This is a genomic window from Mesorhizobium sp. P2_D5, assembly GCF_056404355.1.
The window spans coordinates 205869-229151 of the sequence record NZ_JBFUEE010000008.1 but is presented as its reverse complement, the minus strand read 5'-3'; the positions used below and the strand labels follow the sequence as shown (position 1 = coordinate 229151).

General features: G+C 64.1%; 23 protein-coding genes. 8 read left to right on the top strand and 15 right to left on the bottom strand.

Annotation, left to right across the window (positions count from 1 at the left end):
* Positions 1 to 7 precede the first annotated feature (7 nt).
* Positions 8 to 1261 carry an aspartate kinase gene (locus tag AC1DYW_RS28850; protein WP_095084820.1) on the bottom strand — a complete coding sequence of 418 codons (1254 nt, stop codon included), beginning with the start codon at positions 1259 to 1261 and terminating at the stop codon, positions 8 to 10.
* 232 nt (positions 1262 to 1493) lie between these two features.
* Between AC1DYW_RS28850 and AC1DYW_RS28845 the strand changes: the two genes are divergently transcribed.
* Positions 1494 to 3374: a CHASE3 domain-containing protein gene (locus AC1DYW_RS28845; protein WP_477228443.1), complete on the top strand. Its 1881-nt coding sequence runs from the start codon at positions 1494 to 1496 to the stop codon at positions 3372 to 3374.
* Between the two features lie 78 nt (positions 3375 to 3452).
* Here AC1DYW_RS28845 and AC1DYW_RS28840 read toward each other — a convergent pair whose 3' ends face one another.
* The gene (locus AC1DYW_RS28840) at positions 3453 to 5684 is read right to left on the bottom strand and encodes a diguanylate cyclase (RefSeq protein ID WP_477228442.1); all 2232 of its coding nucleotides are present in this window, start codon (positions 5682 to 5684) and stop codon (positions 3453 to 3455) included.
* A 145-nt stretch (positions 5685 to 5829) separates the two neighbouring features.
* Positions 5830 to 6399 carry a putative glycolipid-binding domain-containing protein gene (locus AC1DYW_RS28835; RefSeq protein WP_477228441.1) on the bottom strand — a complete coding sequence of 190 codons (570 nt, stop codon included), beginning with the start codon at positions 6397 to 6399 and terminating at the stop codon, positions 5830 to 5832.
* A gap of 182 nt (positions 6400 to 6581) precedes the next feature.
* Between AC1DYW_RS28835 and ubiG the strand changes: the two genes are divergently transcribed.
* On the top strand, positions 6582 to 7331 hold the full coding sequence (gene ubiG / locus AC1DYW_RS28830; protein WP_111548894.1) for a bifunctional 2-polyprenyl-6-hydroxyphenol methylase/3-demethylubiquinol 3-O-methyltransferase UbiG: 750 nt from the start codon (positions 6582 to 6584) through the stop codon (positions 7329 to 7331).
* Between the two features lie 61 nt (positions 7332 to 7392).
* Here the strand turns inward: ubiG and AC1DYW_RS28825 are convergent, their stop codons facing one another.
* Both AC1DYW_RS28825 and AC1DYW_RS28820 read right to left on the bottom strand, forming a co-directional pair.
* Complete coding sequence (locus AC1DYW_RS28825) at positions 7393 to 7908, bottom strand: flavin reductase family protein (RefSeq protein WP_477228440.1); 516 nt, start codon at positions 7906 to 7908, stop codon at positions 7393 to 7395.
* Between the two features lie 152 nt (positions 7909 to 8060).
* Positions 8061 to 8951, bottom strand: a complete 891-nt coding sequence (locus AC1DYW_RS28820; protein ID WP_477228462.1) for a DMT family transporter — start codon at positions 8949 to 8951, stop codon at positions 8061 to 8063.
* 97 nt (positions 8952 to 9048) lie between these two features.
* Here AC1DYW_RS28820 and AC1DYW_RS28815 point away from each other — a divergent pair, with 97 nt between their 5' ends.
* The gene (locus AC1DYW_RS28815; RefSeq protein ID WP_477228461.1) at positions 9049 to 9534 is read left to right on the top strand and encodes a MarR family winged helix-turn-helix transcriptional regulator; all 486 of its coding nucleotides are present in this window, start codon (positions 9049 to 9051) and stop codon (positions 9532 to 9534) included.
* Between the two features lie 4 nt (positions 9535 to 9538).
* On the opposite strand, the gene AC1DYW_RS28810 is transcribed toward AC1DYW_RS28815, so the two are convergent.
* From AC1DYW_RS28810 to AC1DYW_RS28795, 4 genes are read right to left on the bottom strand one after another with little or no spacing between them, the layout of a single operon-like run.
* A complete protein-coding gene (locus AC1DYW_RS28810) occupies positions 9539 to 9964 on the bottom strand; it encodes a DUF1178 family protein (RefSeq protein WP_477228439.1) in 426 nt (141 codons plus the stop codon).
* Complete coding sequence (locus tag AC1DYW_RS28805) at positions 9961 to 10827, bottom strand: carbon-nitrogen hydrolase family protein (RefSeq protein ID WP_477228438.1); 867 nt, start codon at positions 10825 to 10827, stop codon at positions 9961 to 9963. The genes AC1DYW_RS28810 and AC1DYW_RS28805 overlap by 4 nt, the downstream gene beginning before the upstream one ends.
* Positions 10828 to 10839: 12 nt before the next feature.
* The gene (grxC, locus tag AC1DYW_RS28800; RefSeq protein ID WP_457150483.1) at positions 10840 to 11109 is read right to left on the bottom strand and encodes a glutaredoxin 3; all 270 of its coding nucleotides are present in this window, start codon (positions 11107 to 11109) and stop codon (positions 10840 to 10842) included.
* A gap of 27 nt (positions 11110 to 11136) precedes the next feature.
* Positions 11137 to 11937 (bottom strand): ComF family protein, encoded by an 801-nt coding sequence (locus AC1DYW_RS28795; RefSeq protein ID WP_477228437.1) that lies wholly within the window; start codon positions 11935 to 11937, stop codon positions 11137 to 11139.
* Between the two features lie 64 nt (positions 11938 to 12001).
* Between AC1DYW_RS28795 and AC1DYW_RS28790 the strand changes: the two genes are divergently transcribed.
* Positions 12002 to 12874 (top strand): methyltransferase domain-containing protein, encoded by an 873-nt coding sequence (locus AC1DYW_RS28790; RefSeq protein WP_477228436.1) that lies wholly within the window; start codon positions 12002 to 12004, stop codon positions 12872 to 12874.
* A 27-nt stretch (positions 12875 to 12901) separates the two neighbouring features.
* Here the strand turns inward: AC1DYW_RS28790 and AC1DYW_RS28785 are convergent, their stop codons facing one another.
* The 5 genes from AC1DYW_RS28785 to argJ form a co-directional block, all read right to left on the bottom strand.
* Positions 12902 to 13081 carry a Flp family type IVb pilin gene (locus AC1DYW_RS28785; protein ID WP_095084830.1) on the bottom strand — a complete coding sequence of 60 codons (180 nt, stop codon included), beginning with the start codon at positions 13079 to 13081 and terminating at the stop codon, positions 12902 to 12904.
* A gap of 109 nt (positions 13082 to 13190) precedes the next feature.
* Positions 13191 to 13508, bottom strand: a complete 318-nt coding sequence (locus AC1DYW_RS28780; RefSeq protein WP_477228435.1) for a hypothetical protein — start codon at positions 13506 to 13508, stop codon at positions 13191 to 13193.
* Positions 13509 to 13635: 127 nt separating this feature from the next.
* A complete protein-coding gene (locus AC1DYW_RS28775) occupies positions 13636 to 14058 on the bottom strand; it encodes a (deoxy)nucleoside triphosphate pyrophosphohydrolase (protein ID WP_378983720.1) in 423 nt (140 codons plus the stop codon).
* 8 nt (positions 14059 to 14066) lie between these two features.
* The gene (locus AC1DYW_RS28770; protein ID WP_477228434.1) at positions 14067 to 14819 is read right to left on the bottom strand and encodes a GNAT family N-acetyltransferase; all 753 of its coding nucleotides are present in this window, start codon (positions 14817 to 14819) and stop codon (positions 14067 to 14069) included.
* Between the two features lie 29 nt (positions 14820 to 14848).
* Positions 14849 to 16090, bottom strand: a complete 1242-nt coding sequence (argJ, locus tag AC1DYW_RS28765) for a bifunctional glutamate N-acetyltransferase/amino-acid acetyltransferase ArgJ (RefSeq protein ID WP_477228433.1) — start codon at positions 16088 to 16090, stop codon at positions 14849 to 14851.
* 166 nt (positions 16091 to 16256) lie between these two features.
* On the opposite strand from argJ, the gene AC1DYW_RS28760 reads away from it, so the two are divergent.
* From AC1DYW_RS28760 to AC1DYW_RS28750, 3 genes are all read left to right on the top strand, one after another.
* Positions 16257 to 17486, top strand: coding sequence for a caspase family protein (locus tag AC1DYW_RS28760; RefSeq protein ID WP_477228432.1), 1230 nt, complete (start codon positions 16257 to 16259; stop codon positions 17484 to 17486).
* 356 nt (positions 17487 to 17842) lie between these two features.
* Positions 17843 to 18109 (top strand): hypothetical protein, encoded by a 267-nt coding sequence (locus tag AC1DYW_RS28755; RefSeq protein WP_477228431.1) that lies wholly within the window; start codon positions 17843 to 17845, stop codon positions 18107 to 18109.
* 298 nt (positions 18110 to 18407) lie between these two features.
* Positions 18408 to 19007, top strand: coding sequence for a TetR/AcrR family transcriptional regulator (locus AC1DYW_RS28750; protein WP_477228430.1), 600 nt, complete (start codon positions 18408 to 18410; stop codon positions 19005 to 19007).
* Positions 19008 to 19079: 72 nt separating this feature from the next.
* Here the strand turns inward: AC1DYW_RS28750 and AC1DYW_RS28745 are convergent, their stop codons facing one another.
* Positions 19080 to 20009 carry a peptidylprolyl isomerase gene (locus AC1DYW_RS28745; RefSeq protein ID WP_477228429.1) on the bottom strand — a complete coding sequence of 310 codons (930 nt, stop codon included), beginning with the start codon at positions 20007 to 20009 and terminating at the stop codon, positions 19080 to 19082.
* A gap of 261 nt (positions 20010 to 20270) precedes the next feature.
* Here AC1DYW_RS28745 and secA point away from each other — a divergent pair, with 261 nt between their 5' ends.
* Positions 20271 to 23003 carry a preprotein translocase subunit SecA gene (secA, locus tag AC1DYW_RS28740; RefSeq protein ID WP_477228428.1) on the top strand — a complete coding sequence of 911 codons (2733 nt, stop codon included), beginning with the start codon at positions 20271 to 20273 and terminating at the stop codon, positions 23001 to 23003.
* The last annotated feature ends 280 nt before the right edge of the window (positions 23004 to 23283 follow it).

The window sequence follows — 23283 nt, the reverse complement described above, 5'->3', positions numbered from 1 at the left end:
GTTCTCGCTACTGCTTATCCAGACCGTAGACGGAATGCAAAGTACGAACCGCAAGTTCAGTGTACGGACCGTCGATCAGTATCGAAATCTTGATTTCGGAGGTCGTGATGGCGCGAATATTGATCGAACGGTCGGCCAGCGCCTTGAAAGCGGTCGCGGCGACGCCGGCATGGCTTCTCATGCCGATGCCGATGACCGAAACCTTCGACATACCGGCTTCCGATTGCACGACATCGTAGCCGATCGAGGCTTTCAGGCGCTCGAGCACGGCCAGCGCCTTGTCGACATCGCCCGACGGCACGGTGAAGGTCATGTCGGTGAACTTGCCGTCCTCGGAAATGTTCTGGACGATCATGTCGACATTGATGTTGGCCTCGGCCAGCGGCCCGAAGATGCCGGCGGCGACGCCTGGCCGGTCGCCGACACGGCGCAGCGAAATCTGCGCTTCGTCCTTGGCATAGGCAATTCCGGTGACGACCTGCTGTTCCACGATCTCTTCCTCGTCGCAAATGAGCGTTCCGGGCGGATTGAGCAAATCCCCCATTCCGGGCGCATCGGGATCGTCGAAGGACGACCGCACGAAGGTACGCACCCTGTGCACCATGGCAAGCTCGACCGAACGCACCTGCAGAACCTTGGCGCCAAGCGAGGCCATTTCAAGCATTTCCTCGAACGAAATCTTGGCCAGCCGCCGCGCCTTCGGCTCGATGCGCGGATCGGTGGTGTAGACCCCGTCGACGTCGGTGTAGATGTCGCAACGATCGGCCTTGACCGCCGCGGCGATCGCCACAGCGCTGGTGTCGGAACCACCGCGGCCAAGCGTGGCGATGCGATTGTCCGGGCCGATGCCCTGGAAGCCGGCGACCACCGCCACCTGGCCCTCGCCGAAACGCTTGATCAGGAAGGCGCCGTCGATGTCGAGGATGCGCGCCGCGCCGTGCGCATTGTCGGTCTTGATCGGGATCTGCCAGCCCTGCCAGGACCGGGCGTGCACGCCCATGTTCTGCAAGGTGATTGCCAGAAGGCCGGCGGTGACCTGTTCGCCGGAAGCGACGACTGCATCATATTCGCGTGCGTCGTGCATCGGCGAGGCTTCGCGCGTCCATTGGACCAGTTCATTGGTCTTGCCGGCCATCGCCGAGACGACCACCGCCACCTCATGGCCGGCGTCGACTTCGCGTTTGACGTGACGCGCCACATTGCGGATGCGGGCGATGTCGGCGACGGAGGTTCCGCCGAATTTCATCACGATGCGCGCCATGGAAGCGAAATGCCTTTGACTGAAGCCGGACCCAACCCAAAAGCGGAATCCCGAAAAGCGGAAGGCCAGCTGATGCCGGCCGCTGAATGCGCGGCCTCCTTAGCCAAATGATGAAGCTTTCGCAAGGCTGGCGGCGGATTGCCGACTTCAAGAACATGGCATATTGCGTTCCGGTCCGCCGCCGCTTACGAAATGCTGCCCGCGGGAATTCCCATTTGGTTCGGCATAACAGATGATTGCTCGTCTTCGACGCGCCACCCGATGGCAATCGCTCCCGCTTTTCATCGGCTTCGCGGTGCTGGCGCTGATCGTCGGCACGCGCGCCGTGCTGGTCGAGAGCCAGCGGGCCAATCGCGCCGCCGCGCGTGAGACAATCGAATATCAGGAACTGCTTTCCGGGCTGCTTTCACTGGCGCAGGATGCCGAGAGCGGCCAGCGCGGCTATCTGCTGACCGGCGAGAAATCCTACCTCGAACCCTATCGGAAGGCGGTCGAGGCAATCCCGGGGCAACTCGCCCGCATCGACACCATGACAGCCTCGGACGACCAGCTCGCCCCGCAGGTCAGTCACATCAAGGACGCGCTTGCGCAAAAGCAGGCGGAGCTGTCCGAAACGATCGCCCTCTACGACAAGGGTGACGCGGCGAAGGCGCTGGAGATGGTCCGCAGCGGCCAGGGCAAGGCCGCCATGGACGAGATCCGGGCCAGCATGGACACGATCCGGCGCATCGGCGCCGCCGCCGTCGCCGAGCGTGACGAGCACACGGACCAGGTCGAGACCTGGCTGCGCATCGGCTCGCTGGTGGCCCTGCTGGCGATCTTCCTGCTCGGCACCTTCACCATCCGCGAATCCCGACGCCGCTTCCGCGAGGTGGCCGTCGCCCAGGATGAGCTGACGCGCAAGAACATCGCGCTCGGCAATGAGATCCAGACACGCGAAAAGGCCGAATCCCAGATCCGCCAGATGCAGAAGATGGAGGCGGTCGGTCAGCTGACAGGCGGTATCGCCCACGACTTCAACAACATGCTGGCGGTGATCATCAGCGCCATGAACCTCGCCCAGCGCAAGCTGGAGCGCGGCGAGCACGACATCGCAAAATTCATCGAAGCGGCGATCGACGCGGCAAACCGGGCGGCAAATCTGACAGCCAGGCTGCTCGCCTTCTCACGCCAGCAGCCGCTGGCGCCGCAGATCGTCGATACCAACCGCCTGCTGACTGGAATGTCCGACCTGCTTCGGCGGGCTCTCGGCGAAACCATCCGCATCGAAACCGTTCTGGCGGGAGGCTTGTGGAAGACCCATGCCGACCCGAGCCAGATCGAGAACGCCATTCTCAACCTTGCCGTCAACGCGCGCGACGCCATGGGCGACGACGGCAAGCTGACCATCGAGACCGCCAACAGCCACCTCGACGACAGCTACGCCGCCACCCATGCCGAGGTCAAAGCCGGCCAGTATGTGATGGTCGCCGTCAGCGACACCGGGTCGGGCATGGCGCCCGACACCATGGCCAAGGCCTTCGAGCCCTTTTTCACCACCAAGCCGGTCAACAAGGGCACGGGCCTGGGGCTGAGCCAAGTGTACGGCTTCGTCAAACAGTCCGGCGGTCACGTCAAGATCTATTCCGAGCCCGGCGAAGGCACGACCATCAAGATCTATTTGCCGCGCTTCTTCGGACAGGAGGAGGTCGCCGTGCCGGCGGGGCGAGGCGACAACCCCATGGCTCCGGTCACCGAAACCATCCTTGTCGTCGAGGACGATGCACGCGTGCGCGCCTCAACCACGGATGCCCTGCGCGAACTCGGCTACACCGTCATCCATGTCGGCAGCGGCCAGGAAGCGCTGCAGGCGCTGGCCGAAAACCCCGACATCGCCCTTCTGTTCACCGATATCGTCATGCCGGTGATGAACGGCCGCAAGCTTGCGGAGGAAGCGGTCGCCCGCATGCCGCAGCTGAAGGTGATCTTTACCACGGGCTTCACCAGGAACGCCGTGGTCCACAACGGCGTGCTCGACCACGACGTGCACTTCCTGGCCAAGCCGTTCACCATCGAGCAACTGGCGGCGAAACTGCGCGACGTACTCGACACCAAGCAGCCCGGCCCGGAATGATCCTGTCGTGATCGACAACCGCGACCTGCCCTGACGAAACTGCGTTTCTGGGTGGGTGCGACAGCGGGACACCGGACCTCAAGCCAGTGTTTTGCTGGCCTTGGCCTGGTGCCGGTCGGCTGGGGCCTTGCCCAGCCCGACGACGACGCGGTCACGCCCATCCGCCTTTGCCTGATAGAGCGCGCGGTCCGCGGCGTTGACGATCTCCGCCCAGGACGCGCCAAGCTCTGGAAAGGCAGCCACCCCGAATGAGGCGGTGATGGTGCCAAGCGTGCGGCCGCGATGAGCGAGGTGAAGCTGCTTGATCGCTTTTCGCAGCGCCTCGGCGCGCTCGGCACCGTGCGCCAGCGACGTCGCCGGCATCATCAGGGCGAATTCCTCGCCGCCATAGCGTGACACCACGTCACTTTCCCGGGCGTGGTCGAGCAGCGTGCCGGCGACCTGCTTGAGGACGAGATCGCCGGCTTCATGGCCGAACGTGTCGTTGAACTGCTTGAAATGATCGACATCGAGCATGATCATCGCCAGGGGCTGTTCTGCACGCTCCATGCGCCTCAGTTCGCGACTGCTTGTTTCCTCGAGATAGCGCCGGTTGTAGAGCCCGGTGTTGGGATCACGGATCGATTGTTGCCGCAGCGTTTCGCGCAGGCGCAAATTGGCCAGCGCCAACGCCAGCGTATCGACGACGCCGCGCAGGATCTGCTGCCGTTCGGTCAGCCAATCCGGCTTGTCGGCGGCGTCTGGTTCGCACAGATGCACGATGCCAAGCGTCTCTCCCTGTGCCGCCAGAGGCATGCAGACATAGCCGCGGCCGCCATTCTCGGTGATGTGGTTGCAGCGCGGCGTCAGCATGCCGGGGCCGGCAACATGCTCCTGGCCGCGCCGCAGCGCCCAGCAATCTTCCGGCGCAAACTGGCCAACGCTCGAACGGACCGCGCCCCAATGCGCCATCTCCTCGACCAGATTGCGCGAGGCACTGGTCAGATGAACGGTTCCGCTCAATCCGCCAAAGAAGTCGGGCATGGCCGACCCGACGACGGAAAAAGCCTCCTGGAAGGTGACGCAAGCCTGAAGCAACTCCCCGAGTTTGACCAGGCGGGTCGTTGCCTGGGACGTCTCCTTCAGTTCGCGGTTCAGCGTCGACAGTTCCTCGGCGCGATCGCTGACCGCGCGCTCGGCGCTGCGCAACTCGCCGATGTCGCTCAACGTCAGCACGATGCCGCCATCCGAGCGATTGAGCGGATTGCAGCTCGCAATCACCGGCAAATACGATCCATCAGGCCTTACCAACCGCACCTCGGCCTGATGCTGGCGACCCGTGGTCAGCGCCAGTTCGATCGGGGATGTGCCCTGCGCCAGCCTGTCTCCCGACAATCCTCGCATATGGAGGACCGACGGCCAGTCCTGGCCCTCGATCTTGTCGTTGCGCAAGCCGATGATTTCGGCCGCTGCGGGATTGACCGAGACGATCTGGCCGTTGCCGTCGATAACGGCAATGCCCTCGGCGACGGTACGGACGATATCCTCGATATAGGCCTTCTGCTCGACGAGTTGCCCACGCGAGGCTTCGAGCTCGGATGCCATGCGGTCGAACCCTTGCGCCAACAGGCCGAACTCGTCATTGGAGCTACGGCCGATCCGTGCCCCGGCGTCGCCGCGCGCCAGCGATTCGATGCCGCGGTTGAGGCCGGAAAGGCCAGCGCCAAAGCCGCGCAGCAAAAGGAAAGCCGAGAGCGCCGATATCAGCACGGCGGCCGCGGTGCTGAGACCGACAAGCCAGAGCATGTTGTTGGTGCGCAGATGGGCGGCGCGCAGCAGCGGCGTGTACTCAAACAGGACTGCGCCGACGATCTTGCCCGGAGCATCCTTGATCGGTACGGCGACCAGGTTGATCGCCTCTGACACGTCGGCGCTGCTTTCGACGAAGTCGCGCGGCTCGCCGTCATCGAGCGTGCGGCCGACTTCGTTGCCGCGATCATGATCGAACGCGGTTCCGATATTTTGTTCTTCACCCGGAACGTCGGCCAGAATGATCTTGCCGCGATCGACGACCACGAGGTCGCGTTTCGAGCCGATGTGCTGCGAGGTTACGAATTCACGCAGCGCCTCGGGTCTCTCGAACAGCGGACGTGGCGTATCGGCAGCCTTGAAGGCGATCGCCGCCGCCAGTTGCCGTGCAACGCTCGTCGCCTCAGCCAGTGCGGAGGATCTGGTCAGCGACATCTGGGAGACTATTGCAATGCCGCCCACCAGGCCGATCAAGGCCGCTGCGCTCAGCAAAGTAGCGATAATCTGGGTCTTGATCCGCACCAAGCCATCCCATTCTAGGAAAGGCAATCTATATGCCGAATCCCGCTCGTGCTTCAGGAAACCGCCAACCTCGTAAATTTCATGTTAAGGAAGCCCTATCAACCACCGTCGCTGGGACAGACACCCTGCACCCAGGGATGCTGGGTCAGCCTGGCTGTGCGACGGCTCTCCACAGGCCGGGATAATCGACAACGAAACCGTGCGGCGACACGTCGAGGACCTCGTCATAGCCGAACATGGGCGCGGCATAGGCATAGCGGACCGTGTCGAGACGCCAGTAGGTCTGATCGAGGCGCACCAGCCTGAGTTCGGGGAAGGTCAGGTAGGCGGCCGGGGCGGGCGTCGCCTCCCCGATGCCGAGGTCGAACCGACGGATCGCCAGCAGGTTCGATGCCGGCGTGAAGCCAAGATCGACGTCGACAAGCCCCGCGACGCCTTGTTGGGCTTCGCCGTTCAGCATCCACTGGCCGCTGGACCCTCGATCGATTGCGTAATGCAGCCTGGCCGTACCGGAAAAGCCGTCGACCCGCGCCGATCGTGTGCGCCAGCCGGCATCGCAAATCAACTCATAGGCAAGGCAGCATGGCTGGCCGTCCTGGACGAAGATGGCCTGTCCCTTGAGGCAGAGCCCGCCGTCGATCGGCGAAAGCAGGCAGGCGTCGTGGCCTTCCACGTCCAGCCGGCGCCAAAGGATGGAAGCCGTCATCGGTGTCATCGTCCACTCCCTCGACGTCAAAACGATGCCTCTCCTTCGCCTGCCCGGCCAATTGTGTTTCACCTGCGATACCCGGCAATTGACATGCCCTGACAGAATGCATCGCCTGGCGGCAGGGGAAAATTGTTGCCTTGACATTCGCCGCCCCACGCCCGACTTCCTAGCACTTGAGGAGACAACCGATGCCAGAGCCCCGACGATCGACGATCGATGCCGGAGAAGTGGAACGCTTTTCCGCTCTTGCCGCCGAATGGTGGAATCCGAACGGCAAGTTTCGCCCGCTGCACAAGTTCAATCCGGTCCGGCTCTCCTATATCCGCGACCAGATAGCGACACGCTTCGGCCGCGACCCGCGCGCGGCACGGCCCTTCGAGGGCCTGCGCATCCTCGACATCGGCTGCGGCGGCGGGCTTTTGTGCGAGCCGATGGCGCGGCTTGGTGCCGAGGTGGTCGGAGCGGATGCCTCCGAAACGAACATCGAAGTGGCGAAGCTGCACGCGGCCGAGGGCAATGTGAGCGTCGACTACCGCGCCACGACGGCCGAGGACCTGGCCGATGCCGGTGAGAAATTCGACGTCATCCTCAACATGGAAGTGGTCGAGCACGTCGCCGACATCGACCTGTTCGTCGCCAAATGCGGCGAAATGGTTCGGCCCGGTGGCATCATGTTCGTGGCCACCATCAACCGCACCCTGAAGGCGCTCGGACTGGCCATCATCGGCGCCGAATATGTGCTGCGCTGGCTGCCGCGCGGCACCCACCAGTTCGGCAAGCTGGTGCGCCCGGAAGAACTCGAAAAGGCGCTTGGCGGCGCCGGCTTGAGCATCATCGACCGCACCGGCGTCACCTACAATCCGCTCGCCGACCGCTGGGCGCGCTCCAAGGACATGGACGTCAACTACATGGTGTTGGCGGAAAAAGGCTCGGTCTGATCCACCGGACGCGCGGGAAGCCACCGTTTGCAGGCCGGCATCACCTGAATATCAGCACATCCTAGGCGTCGAGCGGCCTGTAACCGCCCCGCCAGTAGATCAGCGCCTGCCCGGCATCGCGGGTGCGCACTGCCTCGACCGTGCCGATGACGATGGAATGCGTGCCGCGATCGATCATCTCGTCGAGGCTGCAGTCGAAGGCAGCCACCGCGTCCGAGAGCATTGAAGCTCCGGTCTTCAGCGTCATCCATTCGGCACCCTCGTAGCGGTCCTTGCCCTTGATGCCGCCAAAGCCGGAGAACCGCTCGGCGACGCGCTGATGCTGGGGCCCGAGCGAATTGACGCCGAAATGCCGATAGCGTTCGATCAACGGCCAGGTCGACGACGACCGGTTGACGCAAGCGATCACCTTGGGAGGCTCGGCCGACAGCGAGACGACCGAAATGACCACCAGGCCGGAGCGATCCTCGCCGACACCTGCAGTGATGACGCTGACATTGCCGACGATCAGCCGCATCGCGGCTCGAAAATCCGCAACGCCGACAGGAGTTCCCTCCGGAACCTTTGGTTCAGTCATGGCTGGCTCCTCGATGTCCCGGAAGCGGAAACGGCTTTCGGAAAAGACCACGCTCAAACAAGAAGATAAAGCGAATCCAGAGACAAATTCAGGTGAACCCGCGCCGGCGGCCATGGCGGCCGGCATGACCCATGCCACTCAGCCGAGGCCGCTTACGCTTTCTGGCTTTGTGCCTTGGTGGTGATGAAGACGCCGGCCGTGATGATGACCGCGCCAGCCCAGGTCAGCAGCCGATAATGTTCGCCGAGGAAGACCGTGCCGGCAAACAGCCCGACCGCCGCCGCCACATAGCCGATCTGGCTGAGATAGACGGGGCCGCCGACCGACTGCAGGCGGAAGAAGAACGCGAACATCGCCGACGCCGACGCAGCCTGCGCGACGACGACCAGCGGCACGCCGCCGAGCGGGGCGAAGGCCTTGGCGCCGAACAGAGCGAGAATGCCAACAAACAGCATCGCCGCCGACGCCATGTGGCTGCCAACGGCAAGCTCGATCGGGCCGGTGCCTTCCGGCCAGTCCACCGTGCGGTAGATGTTGCCGGCGGCAAGGCTGACCGGAATGAGCAGGCCCATCACCACCCACAACAAATCGGCCGGCTGGCCGGCCTCGCCGCGCGTCACCGCCACCATGACCGCGCCGACGAAGCCGACGGCGATGCCGACAATGCCCAGCATGTTGGGACGCCGGACACGCAACAGGATCGAGAACACCAGCGTGAGGACAGGCGAGAGCGTGAACATGATGCCGGTGTAGCCGGCGCCGAGATGCGGGATGGCCGAGAACATCATGAGGTTGGGGACGGCATAGGACACCGCCGCGGTGACGAAGAAATAGCGCAATTTGTGCGCGGTGAGCCGGATGCGCTGGCCGCGCAGCAGCAGGGCGAACAGCAGCACGCCGCCTGCGCCGAGCGAGATGACGAAGGCCCAGACCATGGCCGGCACACCGGCAGCCGTGGCGAGCTTGCCGAACGGCAGCGTCAGGCCGAGCAGGCCACCGGTGATCACCAGCAGGCCGGGCGCCGAATCCCAGAGAAACTTCATCATCGAGCCCCGTCGTGCGCGGCTCTTGGCCGGCATTGCATCTTGAGGTAAGATAATGGAAAGATTCTTAATGTCAAGATATATGATGGTGAGACAATTGGACAGGGCAGCAAGAGCGATCGAGCAATGGAAGCGAGAGCGGCCGGATCTGGATGTCTCGCCGATGGCGGTGCTCGGGCGGCTGAACGAGGCCGCCTCGCTGATCGCCCGCGAGCGCCTCGCTCCGCTCTTTGCCCGGTACGGGCTGCAGTCCGGGGAGTTCGACGTGCTGGCGACGCTGCGCCGCGCGGGATCACCCTACGCGTTGACGCCGACCGCTCTCTATGAAGCGACGATGGTGACGTCGGGCGCCATGACCAACCGGCTCGACCGGCTCGAAACGTCCGGATTGATCCTGCGCGGGCCGCACCCCAACGATCGGCGCGGCATTGTCGTGCGGCTGACCGAAAAGGGTCTCGCGCTGATCGACGAGGCTGTCAGCGCCCACGTTGCCAACGAGCATCAGATCCTCGCGAGCCTGACGCCGTCGGAACGGGAAACGCTGTCACGGCTGCTTGAGAAATTGATCGGGAGCGTGAGCTAGAAGCTCAGTGGCGGTCGTCCGGAAAAACCGGAATCGGCATGAACTCGACGCCGTCCTCGGCAAGGCTCTTGGCCTCGTCCAGCGTCGCCTCGCCATAGATGCCGCGTGCGTCGCTTTCGCCGAAATGGATCTTGCGTGCTTCCTCGGCAAACTTGTCGCCGACATAGTCGGCATTCTCGCGCACCTTCTCGGCCATCGCCTTGAGCTGCGCCAAGGCCTGCTTCTGCGCCTCGCCCATGGCGAGCGCAATCGTTTCCTGCTTGCGCGCCGTGGAGACGGCCGGCGCCATCAGGGCCTTCTGCACCTTGTGCGAACCGCAGGTCGGGCAATCGACGAAGCCGCGCTTCTTCTGGGTGTCGAAATCCTCGTTGCTCCGAAACCAGCCCTCGAATTCGTGGTCGTGCTCGCAAATCAGGGCAAATCGGATCAAGAGGCCGCACCCCTGAGACGCGGCGCCTCGCCCACGCCGGCATTGACGGCGAAATCCCGCGCATTCTTGAGATTGGGGATCTTCTTGCGCGCCGCGGCCGACTGCGCCGGATCGATCTCGGCAACGATCACTGCCGGCTCGTCATGCGCGGCTTCGGCGATGATGCGGCCCCACGGGTCGACGATCAGCGAATGGCCATAGGTCTCGCGGCCGTCCTCGTGCAGGCCGCCTTGCGCCGCGGCGACGACATAGGCGCCGTTCTCGATGGCGCGTGCCCTGAGCAGCACATGCCAGTGCGCCTCGCCCGTCTGGCGGGTGAAGGCGGCGGGCACGGAAAGCAGGTCGGCGCCGGCCAGCGCCTCGGCGCGGAACAATTGCGGAAAGCGCAGATCGTAGCAAACGGCGAACCCCAGTTTCGCGCCTGCGATCTCGGTCACGACAGCCTCGGTGCCCGGCTCGTAGGCGGCGGATTCGCGCCAGCTCTCGCCATTGTCGAGATCGACGTCGAACATGTGGATCTTGTCATAGGTGGCGAGCGTGGCGCCGTCCGGGCCGAACAGCAGCGCCCTGTTGGCGAGCTTGCCGTCGGCGCGCAGGATGGCGGTCGAGCCGATATGCAGGAAGACGCCAAGCTCGCTCGCCAGTTTGCGCGCGGTCGCCACGACGATATCCTTGTCCTCCGAGGTGAAGGAGGCGGCACGCGCCTCCTTGTCGCGGATCAGCGCCCCTGTCATTTCCGGCGTCTGGATGTAGGTCGCACCTTGGCCGGCGGCTTCACGCACCAGCCGTTCGAGATCGACAGCATTGCGCTCGGGGCTCTCGCCTGAACGCATCTGGATCGCAGCGGCCTTGAAAACACCCATCGTCATATCCCCTCAAATCGTTGCGCCGTTGGCGAGCATCTTATCGAGCCGGCCTTCGGCCTCCAGCTCGTGCAGGTCGTCGCAGCCGCCGACATGCGTATCGCCGATGAAAATCTGCGGAAAGGTCGCGCGGCCGTGAGCACGGGAAATCATTTCCTGGCGCAGTTCGGGCGAGAAGGAGGCGTCGTGCTCGGTAAAGGCAACGCCCTTGCGCTCGAGCAGCCGCTTGGCTGCCGTGCAATAGCCGCACATCATGCGGGTGTAGATGGTGACATCGGCCATGACGAATTTCCGCTGTTCGTTGCCGACTTATATAGTCGCGGACTCGTCCGCCCGAAAGTCCCCCGGCAACACACGCGCGAAGGTCAACACGTCGACGGCACCGGCGCCACCTCTTTTCAGCGCCTTGGTTACCGCACGAACGGTAGCGCCCGTGGTGTAGACGTCGTCGATCAACAGCACCCTGCGGCCGGCAATCTCGATTTCCGCCTCGGCGGGCACCCGAAAGGCCGCCCGCACATTTTCCTCACGTTCCTGCCTCTCCAGCCCTACCTGCTGGCGGGTGAGTTTGACGCGCCGCACCGCCGAAGGCGCGAAGGGCAATTGGCTGAGCCCGGAGACCGCCCTTGCCAGTTCCGCCGACTGGTTGAAGCGCCGCCTGAAAAAGCGCCGCCAGTGCAGCGGCACCGGCACCACCACATCAACCTCGGCGATGAGATCGGCGCCGGCGCGCACCATCCAGCGCGCCATCCATGGCGCGAGATCCGTGCGATCCTGGTATTTCAGTCCTTGCACCATCTGGCGGGCGACGCCGGAATAGGCGACGGCGGCCCGCGCCCGCTCGAAGGGCGGCGGATCGGCGATCGCCTCGGCGGATAGAAAGCCCTCGCCCATATGGTGCGTGAACGGCGTGCCCATCACCGGGCACCATGGCCGTTCCAGGAGCCGCAACTTCGGCCAGCAGCCGCCACACAGGACGCCGGGTTGCGAGACATGCCGGCGGCAGCCGGCGCAGACCGGCGGAAACAGGATGCGCGCCGGCCAGCCGAGGGCCGATCGGGCCAGGCTCTTGATCTCGATGGGCTTGATCTTGGGCATCGGATCGGCCACGTGGTTGGTCCTGCGCGCCACTATATGAACAATCTCAGAGTGTGGACAAACAAGGATTTGCCCGTTGCAGCCGATAATGGATATTTCGCTTTGGCTGGCGCACAAGCGGCGCGCGCTCGCCCATCCCGTTGACGGTGCCGATTTCCTCATGCGCCGCACAGCCGAGGACCTTGCCGATCGACTGGCTGCCGTCGAGCGCCGGTTCGGCAATGCCGCGGTGCTGTTTTGCCAGACGGCGGCGGCAGCCGAAATGCTCGCCGAGAGCGGCAAGGTCGCCGACATTGTCCGCGTCGAGACGGACGCGGCTTTCCTGAATGGCGGCGCCGGCTTGATTGCACCACTCGAAACCGTGCCATTCGAACCGGAAAGCCTCGATCTGGCGGTCTCCCTTCTGTCGCTGCAGGCAATGAACGACATCCCGGGCATGCTGATCCAGATCCGCCGCGCGCTGCGGCCAGACGGGCTTTTCCTCGGCGCCTTTGCCGGCGCCGGCACGCTTTTCGAGCTGCGCGAAAGCCTGCTTGCGGCCGAGACCGAGCTCTATGGCGGCGCCAGCCCGCGTGTCATCCCGTTCACCGACGTGCGCGATGCCGGTGCGCTTCTGCAGCGCGCCGGTCTCGCCCTGCCGGTCGCCGATGTCGAGACGGTGACGGTGCGCTATGCCAGCCTGTTCGGCCTGATTGCGGATCTGCGGGCCATGGGCGAAACCAGTGCGCTCACCGAGCGCAGCCGGCGGCCGGGCTCGCGCAAGCTGTTTGCCCGCGCGGCGGAAATCTACGCCGAACGCTTTTCCGACGCCGATGGCCGCGTGAGGGCAAGTTTCTCGATCGTCTGGATGTCCGGCTGGGCGCCCGACGCATCGCAGCAAAAACCACTGAAGCCCGGGTCGGCCAAGGTCTCGCTGAAGACAATACTGGAGGCTCCCGACGGGCAGTGAACCGGCCCGCAGGCGCGGACGGCTACCTCAGGGCCCGAGGGCGTTGACAAGCCTGCTGGTATTGTCGCTGAACAGCCAGGTGATTGCGTTGAAAACCTGGCCGATGCCGCCAATGATGGTCAACGACAGCACACCGATGATCAGGGCATATTCGACAGCCGTTGCGCCGGTCTCGTCCTTCAGAAAACGAAGCAGCACTGCATTCATGACCTAAACCCCTCTGGCCAGAACCTTACCGCCGATCTGTTAAGAAAGGTTAACGGCAAAGGCTTAACAGGCGGTGAAACCGCCGCCCTTGTCGAATCTCTTAACCATGTCAGCAGTCGCCGCTGCTTCTGCCATTGGACCTGATGATGCAGACCGAACTGGGCTCCGGCTGCAGCACGCTGCGGCGCACCGTATAGGTTTCGCGATGGCTGACCGAGCCGGTGGCCGTCATGTCGAGCCCGCTGGCAAAATCGTCGCGGGCCGACAGCGAGCGTGTCTGGCTGTCGAGGAAAGGCGCGGCGATCAGCGCCAGCGCCACCGCGGCCGAACCGAACAGAAGCGTGATGCGCAAAATGCCCATGCCTGCGTCGGCGGCGCGAAAGGCGCGATCCGACCGGATCGAGTCCCAATCCCTGTCCAGGTTCATTCTATCGCTCCCCAGCGAATCGGCGGCACGGCCACGAAACGACCATGCTTCACTTTTTCACGGCGAGATAAATCTTCCATTAACGCTGACTGATACAGCGCTTCGACCCGGCAGGCGGAAGGCGTCCCTAGAGGAGATCGATGAGGAACGGGATCAGCGGCGCATCCGCCGGCGGCATGGGATAGTCGCGCATCTGCTTTGGCCGCACCCATTTCAGCGCCTGCCCCTCCCTGGGCTGGGCGATGCCGCGAAAGCGGCGGCAGATGAACAGCGGCATTAGCAGGTGGAAATCATCATAGGAATGACTGGCGAAGGTGAGCGGCGCCAGGCAGGGAATGTCGGTCTCGATGCCGATTTCCTCGTGCAGTTCGCGGATGATGCATTGTTCGGGCGTCTCGCCGGGCTCGACCTTGCCGCCGGGAAATTCCCACAGGCCGGCAAGTTGCTTGCCCTCGGGGCGCTGTGCCAGCAGCACCCGGCCATCGGCATCGACCAGTGCGCAGGCGGCGACCAGCAGCAGGCGCTTGCCGGCGATCGTCACATCACTCATGCCCAATTTCACTCCTGAACAGGCGGCCGGCGATAGTGGTAGCGATAGACCTCGTCGAAGCCGAGCGATCGATAGAGTGCCAGCGCGGGCACATTGCCGGCCTCGACCTGCAGCCAGGCTTCGCGAGCGCCACGCAGCCGCGCCCATTTCAGCGCCGACAGGATCAGGTTGCGGCCGTGGCCCTTGTTGCGCGCCGACTTGTCGGTGGCGATCTCGAACAGGCCGGCAAGATCGCCATCGTGCACGCAGATCAGCGTCGCCAGCGGCTCGGCTCCGTCTTCGAGCGCGAACAGCCCGGCCTCGGGCTGGATGGCGCCGATGATCTCCGATAGGCCGGGTCGCAGCGATACGTCCGAACCGCTGACCTTGAGCGACGCGCCGATGAAGCGGCTGATGTCCTTCAGCGGGATCTGGTCCATGGCGGCATCGAGTTGCGCGTCGGCCAGCGGCAGCCGCATCACCAGCGACTCGTCGAATCGGCTCCAGCCCTCGCGGTCGAGATGACTGGCGAGACTGGGACCCGACAGCGGCGACATGCGGAATGTCAGCGGCCTGCCATAGGCATCGAAACGGCGGCTGGCACGGCCGATGCGGTCAGCGATATGCTGGGTGTCGCCCGGATCGAGAGGATTGACCGAATTCAACCGCTTGGCCGGATGGCCGGCGGTCAGCCGCACCACCCAGGTGCCGTCATAGTGGACGGCCGCTGCTGGCCAGGCGCGAAAGCCGGCCGCCTCGTAGCGGCGGACGATCGCGAGCATGCTTGCCGGATGCCTGGAAGCCAAAGCCATCAGCTCCGATAGTCGCCATTGATGGCGACATATTCCTTGGTGAGATCGCAGGTCCACACCGTCGCCTTGCCGCGGCCGATGCCGATGTCGGCGCGGATGCGGATGTCGTCGCGCCTCATATAGGCCGACGTCGCTTCCTCCGAATAGCCGGGGTCGCGCTCGCCCTCATGCGCCAGCCGGTTGTCGCCGAACCAGATCGACAGCCGGTCGCGGTCGGCGGGCTCGCCGGCCTTGCCGACCGCCATGACGACACGGCCCCAATTGGCGTCCTCGCCGGCGACCGCCGTCTTGACCAGCGGCGAATTGGCGATCGACAGCGCGATGCGCTTGGCCGACCGTGCCGATTTTGCGCCGGTGACCGTGACTTCGACCTGCTTGCGGGCGCCCTCGCCGTCGCGCACGACTTGCAGCGCCAGCGATTTCAGCACCTTGCCGAGCGCCCGGCGGAACGCGCCGAGGCGCGCATCCTTGGCGTCGGTTATCTCTGGCGCACCGCGCTTTGCGGCCTTGCCGGTGGCGAAGATCAGCAGCGTGTCGCTGGTTGAGGTGTCGCTGTCGACGGTGACCGCGTTGAAGGTCTTGGCCGTGCCGCGCGACAGCAGGTCCTGCAGGACGGGGGCGGCGATCGGCGCGTCGGTGGCGATGAAGGACAGCATCGTCGCCATGTCGGGCGCGATCATGCCGGCGCCCTTCGAGATGCCGTTGATGGTGACGTCGGTGTCGCCGAGCTTGACGGTTGCGGTCGCGACTTTCGGATAGGTATCCGTGGTCATGATCGCCTTTGCCGCTTCGGTCCACAAATCAGGTTTGCCGTTGCTGACCAGCCCGGCCAGCAGATGGCTGAACTTGCCGGTGTCGAGCGGCTCGCCGATGACGCCGGTCGATGCCAGGAAAACCTCGCTGGGCCTGCAGCCGGCGGCCTTGGCCGCGGCTTCGCCCGTCAGCGCGGTGGACTCGCGACCCTTCTTGCCGGTGAAGGCGTTGGCGTTGCCGGAATTGACGACCAGCACCCGCGCTTTGCCGGCGCCGAGATTCTGCCGGCAGAAATCGACCGGCGCCGAGGGGCACTTCGATTTCGTGAACACGCCGGCGACCGCGGTGCCTTCATCGAACACCATGGTCAGCAGGTCGGTGCGGTTCTTGTATTTTATCCCGGCCTCGGCGGTGGCGATGCGCACCCCCTCGATGGCCGGCATCTTGGGGTATTTCTTCGGCGCAAGCGGCGAAATCGTCGTTGACATGGGGACCTCGGGCGGGAAAATCGCAAGGGAAGGCCGGTTTGCCCGATACGACGCGCGGGCGCAAGGGCGTTTTCGCTTGTCGCCAGGGGCGGAAACCCAATCGGAATTAAGCCTGCATTTCAAATCCGTTGGCATCGCGCGGGCCGATGACGTTATGATCTCCCCAATGGGCAGGCTTGCGATCCTCGCATGGGCGTTTCTGGGACTTTTGCTGCTGAGCGCCGATGCCCAGCCGCAGCGGCGCGTGGCGCTTGTCATCGGCAACGGCACCTATGCCGAAGCCGGTACGCTGGCCAATCCGGTCAACGACGCGCTCGACATCGCCGACAAGCTGCGCTCCATCGGCTTCGAGGTCATTGAAGGCAATGATCTCGGCAAGCGCGAGCTGGAACGCAGCATCGGCGCGTTCTCCGATGCGCTCGAAGGCGCCGGTGTCGGGCTTTTCTACTATGCCGGCCACGGCTTGCAGGTCGAGGGGCGCAATTACATCGTGCCGGTCGACGCCAGGCTCGACATGCCGGTCAAGCTGCAGCTCGAGGCCGTGCCGATCGACGAGGTCCTCGACATCATGGAACAGCAGACCAAGGTCAGCCTGGTGTTTCTCGATGCCTGCCGCAACAACCCGTTTGCCCGCAGCCTGAGCCGCACCGCCACCACCCGCTCGGCGACGGCGCTGGCCGGGCTGGCGCAGTTCGATTCGACGCGCGGCTCGTTCATTGCCTTCTCGACAGCACCTGGTGCGGTCGCCATGGACGGAAGCGGGCGCAACTCGCCGTTCGCCGAGGCCTTGCTGCGGCACATCGCCGAGCCCGGCCAGAGCATCAACGACATGATGATCGCGGTGCGCCGCGACGTGGTGTCGCAAACGCGCGAGGCGCAGCGCCCCTGGGAGCAGGGATCGCTGCTCGAGCGCTTCGAATTCGTCCCGGACGGACAGCCCGCCCAGCCGCAGAAACCGGCCGCGGCTCCGGCCCCCTCGACGGAAGTTGCAGCACTTGAACGATCCGTCGGTGACGAAAAGGGCTCGATCGAGAAATTCCTGCGCCGTGATTATCTGACGCCGGACACCAAGGCGATGAGCGAGACCGTCAAGCGGCTCTACGGCCCCTCCGCCACCATTTTCGGCACGCGCTACGACGCCGACGCCATCGCCAGGGTCAAGGCCGCCTGGTTCGCGCAATGGGCCTCCTGGTCGCTCGGCCTGGAGCCCGGCAGCCTGGAGGTCACCCCGCATGGCGAGGATCGCGCCGAGGCCGTCTTTGCGATGCGCTACGACTATCTGCCGAAGGACAAGTCGGCGGCGCGCCTGACCGGCAAGGCACGCGTCACGCTTGGCCTAGTCAAGGCAGACGGCGGCTGGCGCATCGAGTCCGAGACATCGCAAGCGATGCAGTAGAGATCGGCGCAAAGCATGGAGCAGTTGTGTGGCAATCCGTTGCCTTGTCAAAATTGAAAACGAAGCCTCGATGTGGACCTTCGCGTCAATGCCTGTGGTCGGCGACTGGGTGCACATGCCATCCGGCGAGAGTCTGGCCATCTACGCGGTAACCGAGATAACGCATGTACCGCAGCCAGCCACAGCAAGCGCCGAGGAAGTGCCGCTAGTGTTTATCACTTTGGAAGGCGCAGGGGAGTAACATGCAAACCGGACCTAAAGGCCAAGGCTAACGGATGTCGGCCAAATACCTCCGAGATCGCTACGAGGTTGAACCGCTGAGGCTAAGGCCCGAGGATTCCACTCGCGACTTAGCCTTGATCGAAGCCGTCTCCTCTCTGGGAGTGCAGGGCGCTGTTTTCCATCTGATCAAAGAAGTGCCGGACCAATTCGATGACGAATATGTCGTTCTTGTCGATGCAAAAATCGTGGTCCAGTTTGAAATGAATCGGGGGGCTAGAGCTTCTCCAGAGGGAGCAAAACTCTGGTTCCTAGCGGAATATCAACGCGAGATAGGACAGGGGCGAGCAAGAATCCTGCTGGACCGTGCCGCCGATGCCGCGCGTTCGATTATTTCAAATTGAGGCACAACCGCCGGTCGCGTTTCATGTCGATAGGAATTTTATCCTTGACCAGTGAGGGCAACTATGCTACGTATTTGTGGATGGTGCTGATTTGCGCCAGTGACCCGCCGCCCAGGCGGGCTTTTTGCTTTTTGATGCTCCGTCAACCAACACGCCGGCGAAGGTTTTTATGAAACCCGTTAACCCGGGATCGTTGCCCCTGCCGCCGCCACTGCCTCCAGTAGACTGAAAACGGGCCGTTTCGTTTGATCGCCGGGTCGCGTATATTGCCGGCGAAATTATTGCGAGGACGACAGAAATGGGCGTAGACGTCGATCCGGCGCGCAAATCGATCGGCGCGCGGCGCAACCCAGACAGCGCCGATGCCATTCTCGAAGCCGCCGAGGCCGTGCTGGTCGAGGCCGGTTATGCCGGTTTCTCGATCGAGGCGGTGGCGCGGCGGGCTCGCGCCGGCAAGCCCACCATCTACCGCTGGTGGCCGAGCAAGGCCGCATTGCTGCTCGAAGTCTACCAGCGCCAGAAACGCGTCGATGTTCCCGATACCGGGCTGCTGGAGGAGGATCTCGTCGGCTTCCTGAAAAACCTGTTCGCCCACTGGCGCGAGACATCGTCCGGCAGCGTGTTCCGGTCGCTGATCGCCGAGGCGCAGTCGGATGACGCGGCGTCCGCGGCACTTGCCGGCTACGCACTGGGCCGAACGTCCCATACCGGCCAGATAATCGAACGCGCCAAGGCAAGGGGCGAAATCGGCGTCGACATCGATTCGGCGCTGGTCGCCGACCTGATCGCCTCTTTCGCCTGGAAGCATCTGTTGACCAACCGGCTCGACGAGGACGAAGCCACGATCCGCAAGACGGTCAGCTACGTGATGCGAGGCATAGCAGCGCCTGGAAAGTGAAAAACGGCCGGCGCAGTCGACAAAAAGGGCCGCGGCAACCCTTGGCTGCCGCGGCCCTTTCAAAATTCAGGCTTACTTGGCGCTTTCCAGCGTATCGACCGCCTTCTTCAGCTTCTCGTCGGGGATCTCGACCTTGGCGCCGCCGCGCAGCGACTTGACCAGCGCAAAATACTTGTCGCGGATGACCGCCTGCCTGGCCTGGTCCTTGACGTCGTCGAATGCCGGCGGCTGCTTGGTGCGCTTGTCCTCGAGCTTGATGACATGCCAGCCGAACTGCGACTGCACCGGCTGCTCGGTGTATTTGCCGACCTGGAGCGCGAAAGCCGCCTTGTCGAACTCCGGCACCATCTGGCCAGGTCCGAACCAGCCAAGATCGCCACCGCTCGTCTTGCCCGACGGATCGCTGGTGTGCTCGTTGGCGAGCTTCTGGAAGTCGGCGCCGCCGTCGAGCTGCTTGATGATGGCCTCGGCCTCTTCCTTCGTCTTCACGAGGATATGACGGGCATGCACCTCGTTTGTGGGCGGTGTGTTGGCGATCTCCTGGTCGTAGCGGGCGCGAACCTCGGCGTCGGTGACCTTGTCGACGACGCCCTTCTCGACCATCTCGCCATGCAGCGCGCGCTGCTGCAGGAAGGCCATGCGGCGCTGGAAGTCGGGATCCTTGTCGAGGCCGGTGGTGACCGCCTGGGCGGCCATGACGCGGATTTCGATGGCCGCCGAAAGGGCCGCGGCGCGGCGCTGCTCGGGCGGCAGCTGGGCGAACTGCTGCGACAGCTCGCCTTCGGCAAGCACCAGGTCGGCTTCGGTCAAGGGCTGGCCGTTGATCGTGGCGATCACTGTGTTCGGATCGACCGGTGCCGCGGCAGGTGCTGCCGGGGCAGGTGCTGCTGCATCCGCCGGAGCGGGAGCGGTCTGCGCCATCAGCGGCGACAACGAAAGGGCCGACAAGCCGAAGGCCAGGCCAAGGCTGGCAAGCGACGCGCGGCGGAACAACAAGGACATAAGATGACTCCGGTAAGGGATTATGAGGGCGGAAGGTTTCCAGATCAGCCGGATTGTGGCGGAATTTGGCGCGACCGGCAGGGCCAGCGCGGCGTTGACATCAGTTGAGCCCCCTCTTATCTGTCCAACGACTTTGCGTCCAGAACCGTTTTCCGGGCGCTTTTTGTGTTTGCCCGTGTTCAAGCGGTGCGTTCACGTGGATTTGATGGGGCCAGCCGGCGTCCGTCTCAAGATTGAGAATTCTATCGAAAGGACCATTGGATGGTCAGTCTCGGCGGTCTCGCCCGTAAGGTTTTCGGTTCCTCCAACGACCGTCGGGTCAAATCGACCCGGCCCCGTGTCGAGGCGATCAACGCCATGGAAAACGAGATGCGGGCACTCTCCGACGAGGAGTTGGTTGGCCGCACCGCGAAATTCCGCCAGGACATCGCCAACGGCGCCACGCTCGATGACCTTTTGGTTCCCGCCTTTGCCACCGCCCGCGAGGCGGCGCGCCGCGTGCTCGGCATGCGCCCCTTCGACGTCCAGCTGATCGGCGGCATGGTGCTGCACAATGGCGGCATTGCCGAGATGCGCACCGGCGAGGGCAAGACCCTGGTCGCGACGCTGCCGGTCTACCTCAACGCGCTCGCCGGCAACGGCGTCCACGTCGTCACCGTCAACGACTATCTCGCCAGCCGCGACTCCGAATGGATGGGTCGCGTCTACAAGTTCCTCGGCCTCTCGGTCGGCGTCATCGTCCACGGCCTGTCCGACGAGGAGCGCCGCGTCGCCTATGCCGCCGACGTCACCTACGCCACCAACAACGAACTCGGCTTCGACTATCTGCGCGACAACATGAAATACGAGCGTGCCCAGATGGTGCAGCGCGGTCACAATTACGCGATCGTCGACGAGGTCGACTCGATCCTGGTCGACGAGGCGCGCACGCCGCTGATCATTTCCGGTCCGCTTGAGGACCGCTCGGAAATGTACAACACCATCGACACCTTCATCATCCAGCTGCAGCCGCAGGATTATGAGATCGACGAGAAGCAGAAGACCTCGATCTTCACCGAGGAAGGCACCGAGAAGCTGGAAAACCTGCTGCGCGATGCCGGCCTGCTCAAGGGCGAGTCGCTCTACGACGTCGAGAACGTCGCCATCGTCCACCATGTCAACAATGCGCTGAAGGCGCACCGGCTGTTCCAGAAGGACAAGGACTATATCGTCCGCAACGACGAGATCGTCATCATCGACGAGTTCACCGGCCGCATGATGCCGGGCCGCCGCTATTCGGAAGGGCTGCACCAGGCGCTCGAAGCCAAGGAGCATGTGACGATCCAGCCGGAGAACCAGACGCTGGCCTCCGTCACCTTCCAGAACTACTTCCGCCTCTACAAGAAGCTTTCCGGCATGACCGGTACGGCGCTGACCGAGGCCGAGGAGTTCGGCAACATCTACAATCTCGACGTCACCGAGATCCCGACCAACCTGCCGGTCGTCCGTAAGGACGAGGACGACGAGGTCTACCGGACGGTCGAAGAGAAGTACAAGGCGATCGTCAAGGAGATCCGCGAAGCCAGCGCCAAGGGCCAGCCGACGCTGGTCGGCACCACCTCCATTGAAAAATCCGAGCAGCTGGCCGAGCGCTTGCGCAAGGAGGGCTTCAAGGATTTCGAGGTGCTGAACGCCCGCCACCACGAGCGCGAGGCGGCGATCGTCGCCCAGGCCGGCAAGCCGGGCGCCATCACCATCGCCACCAACATGGCCGGCCGCGGCACCGACATCAAGCTCGGCGGCAATGCCGAGATGCGCATCGCCGATGAGCTGGGCGACATGCCGGCCGGACCCGAGCGCGAGGCGCGGGAAAAGGAAATCAATGACGACGTCGAGCGCCTGAAGGAAAAGGCGCTGGCCGCCGGCGGCCTCTACGTGCTGGCCACCGAACGCCACGAATCGCGCCGCATCGACAACCAGCTCAGAGGCCGCTCCGGCCGCCAGGGCGATCCCGGCCGCTCGAAATTCTTCCTGTCGCTGCAGGATGACCTGATGCGCATCTTCGGTTCCGAGCGAATGGACGGCATGCTGCAGAAGCTCGGCCTCAAGGAAGACGAGGCGATCATCCATCCGTGGATCAACAAGGCGCTGGAAAAGGCGCAGAAGAAGGTCGAGGCGCGCAACTTCGACATCCGCAAGAACCTGCTGAAATACGACGACGTCTCCAACGACCAGCGCAAGGTGGTGTTCGAGCAGCGCATCGAACTGATGGACGGCGAAGGCCTCTCGGAAACCATTGCCGAGATGCGCGAGGGCGTCATCGACGAGATCGTCGCCAAGGCCATTCCCGAAAACGCCTATGCCGAGCAGTGGGACGTTGCCGGGCTGAAGGCCGAGGTCGCCGAATTCCTCAATCTCGACCTGCCGGTCGAGGACTGGGCCAAGGAAGAGGGCATCGCCGAGGACGATATCCGCGAGCGCATCGCGCAGGCCGCTGACGCCGCCGCCAAGGAGCGCTCCGAGCGCTTCGGCCCCGAGGTGATGAACTATGTCGAGCGCTCGGTGGTGCTGCAGACGCTCGACCATCTGTGGCGCGAGCACATCGTCAATCTCGACCATCTGCGTTCGGTCGTCGGCTTCCGTGGCTACGCCCAGCGCGATCCGCTGCAGGAGTACAAGGGCGAGGCATTCGAGCTGTTCCAGGCGATGCTGGGCAATCTGCGCCAGGCCGTCACCGCGCAGCTGATGCGCGTCGAACTGGTGCGCCAGGCCGCCGAAGCACCGCCGCCCGAGGCGCCCGACATGTTCGGCATGCATATCGACGGCACCACCGGGGAGAATGATTTCGACGGCGGCGAGACCGCCCTCCTGGTCCGCCCGGAGACGACCGCGATTGTCGCCCCGGAAAACCGCGACCCGAACAACCAGGCGACCTGGGGCAAGGTCGGCCGCAACGAAGCCTGCCCCTGCGGCTCCGGCAAGAAGTACAAGCACTGCCACGGCGCATTCGCGTAAGGGAATGCTTCCTTCTCCCCGTCACTATACGGGGAGAAGGTGCCGGCAGGCGGATGAGGGGCGGCGCTGGTCCGTCGCGAATAGCCAATATCCCCACCTGAGAGAGGGATGGCCGGCAGGCCAACACATATACTCTTCGATCTTTCGCTGGCGACCCGCACTCGCCATGCCACCGGCGTGAAGAATGCGCGTGCTGCGCACCGCCTGCGCCTCCCGGCCCTTCGCTATGGCTTCGGGCGTTCGTCGCTCGAAAAGCCAAATCGTTGGCTTTTCGTCCGCT

Bases quoted from the DNA above. Each gene is read 5' to 3' on its own strand.
- AC1DYW_RS28850 (WP_095084820.1), bottom strand. From the start codon at position 1,261: ATGGCGCGCATCGTGATGAAATTCGGCGGAACCTCCGTCGCCGACATC.
- AC1DYW_RS28760 (WP_477228432.1), top strand. From the start codon at position 16,257: ATGGGCAGGCTTGCGATCCTCGCATGGGCGTTTCTGGGACTTTTGCTG.
- AC1DYW_RS28825 (WP_477228440.1), bottom strand. From the start codon at position 7,908: ATGACTGAACCAAAGGTTCCGGAGGGAACTCCTGTCGGCGTTGCGGAT.
- AC1DYW_RS28820 (WP_477228462.1), bottom strand. From the start codon at position 8,951: ATGAAGTTTCTCTGGGATTCGGCGCCCGGCCTGCTGGTGATCACCGGT.
- secA (WP_477228428.1), top strand. From the start codon at position 20,271: ATGGTCAGTCTCGGCGGTCTCGCCCGTAAGGTTTTCGGTTCCTCCAAC.
- AC1DYW_RS28785 (WP_095084830.1), bottom strand. From the start codon at position 13,081: ATGAATGCAGTGCTGCTTCGTTTTCTGAAGGACGAGACCGGCGCAACG.
- AC1DYW_RS28775 (WP_378983720.1), bottom strand. From the start codon at position 14,058: ATGAGTGATGTGACGATCGCCGGCAAGCGCCTGCTGCTGGTCGCCGCC.
- grxC (WP_457150483.1), bottom strand. From the start codon at position 11,109: ATGGCCGATGTCACCATCTACACCCGCATGATGTGCGGCTATTGCACG.
- AC1DYW_RS28835 (WP_477228441.1), bottom strand. From the start codon at position 6,399: ATGACACCGATGACGGCTTCCATCCTTTGGCGCCGGCTGGACGTGGAA.
- AC1DYW_RS28805 (WP_477228438.1), bottom strand. From the start codon at position 10,827: ATGGGTGTTTTCAAGGCCGCTGCGATCCAGATGCGTTCAGGCGAGAGC.
- argJ (WP_477228433.1), bottom strand. From the start codon at position 16,090: ATGTCAACGACGATTTCGCCGCTTGCGCCGAAGAAATACCCCAAGATG.
- ubiG (WP_111548894.1), top strand. From the start codon at position 6,582: ATGCCAGAGCCCCGACGATCGACGATCGATGCCGGAGAAGTGGAACGC.
- AC1DYW_RS28780 (WP_477228435.1), bottom strand. From the start codon at position 13,508: ATGAACCTGGACAGGGATTGGGACTCGATCCGGTCGGATCGCGCCTTT.
- AC1DYW_RS28745 (WP_477228429.1), bottom strand. From the start codon at position 20,009: ATGTCCTTGTTGTTCCGCCGCGCGTCGCTTGCCAGCCTTGGCCTGGCC.
- AC1DYW_RS28750 (WP_477228430.1), top strand. From the start codon at position 18,408: ATGGGCGTAGACGTCGATCCGGCGCGCAAATCGATCGGCGCGCGGCGC.
- AC1DYW_RS28770 (WP_477228434.1), bottom strand. From the start codon at position 14,819: ATGCTCGCGATCGTCCGCCGCTACGAGGCGGCCGGCTTTCGCGCCTGG.
- AC1DYW_RS28845 (WP_477228443.1), top strand. From the start codon at position 1,494: ATGATTGCTCGTCTTCGACGCGCCACCCGATGGCAATCGCTCCCGCTT.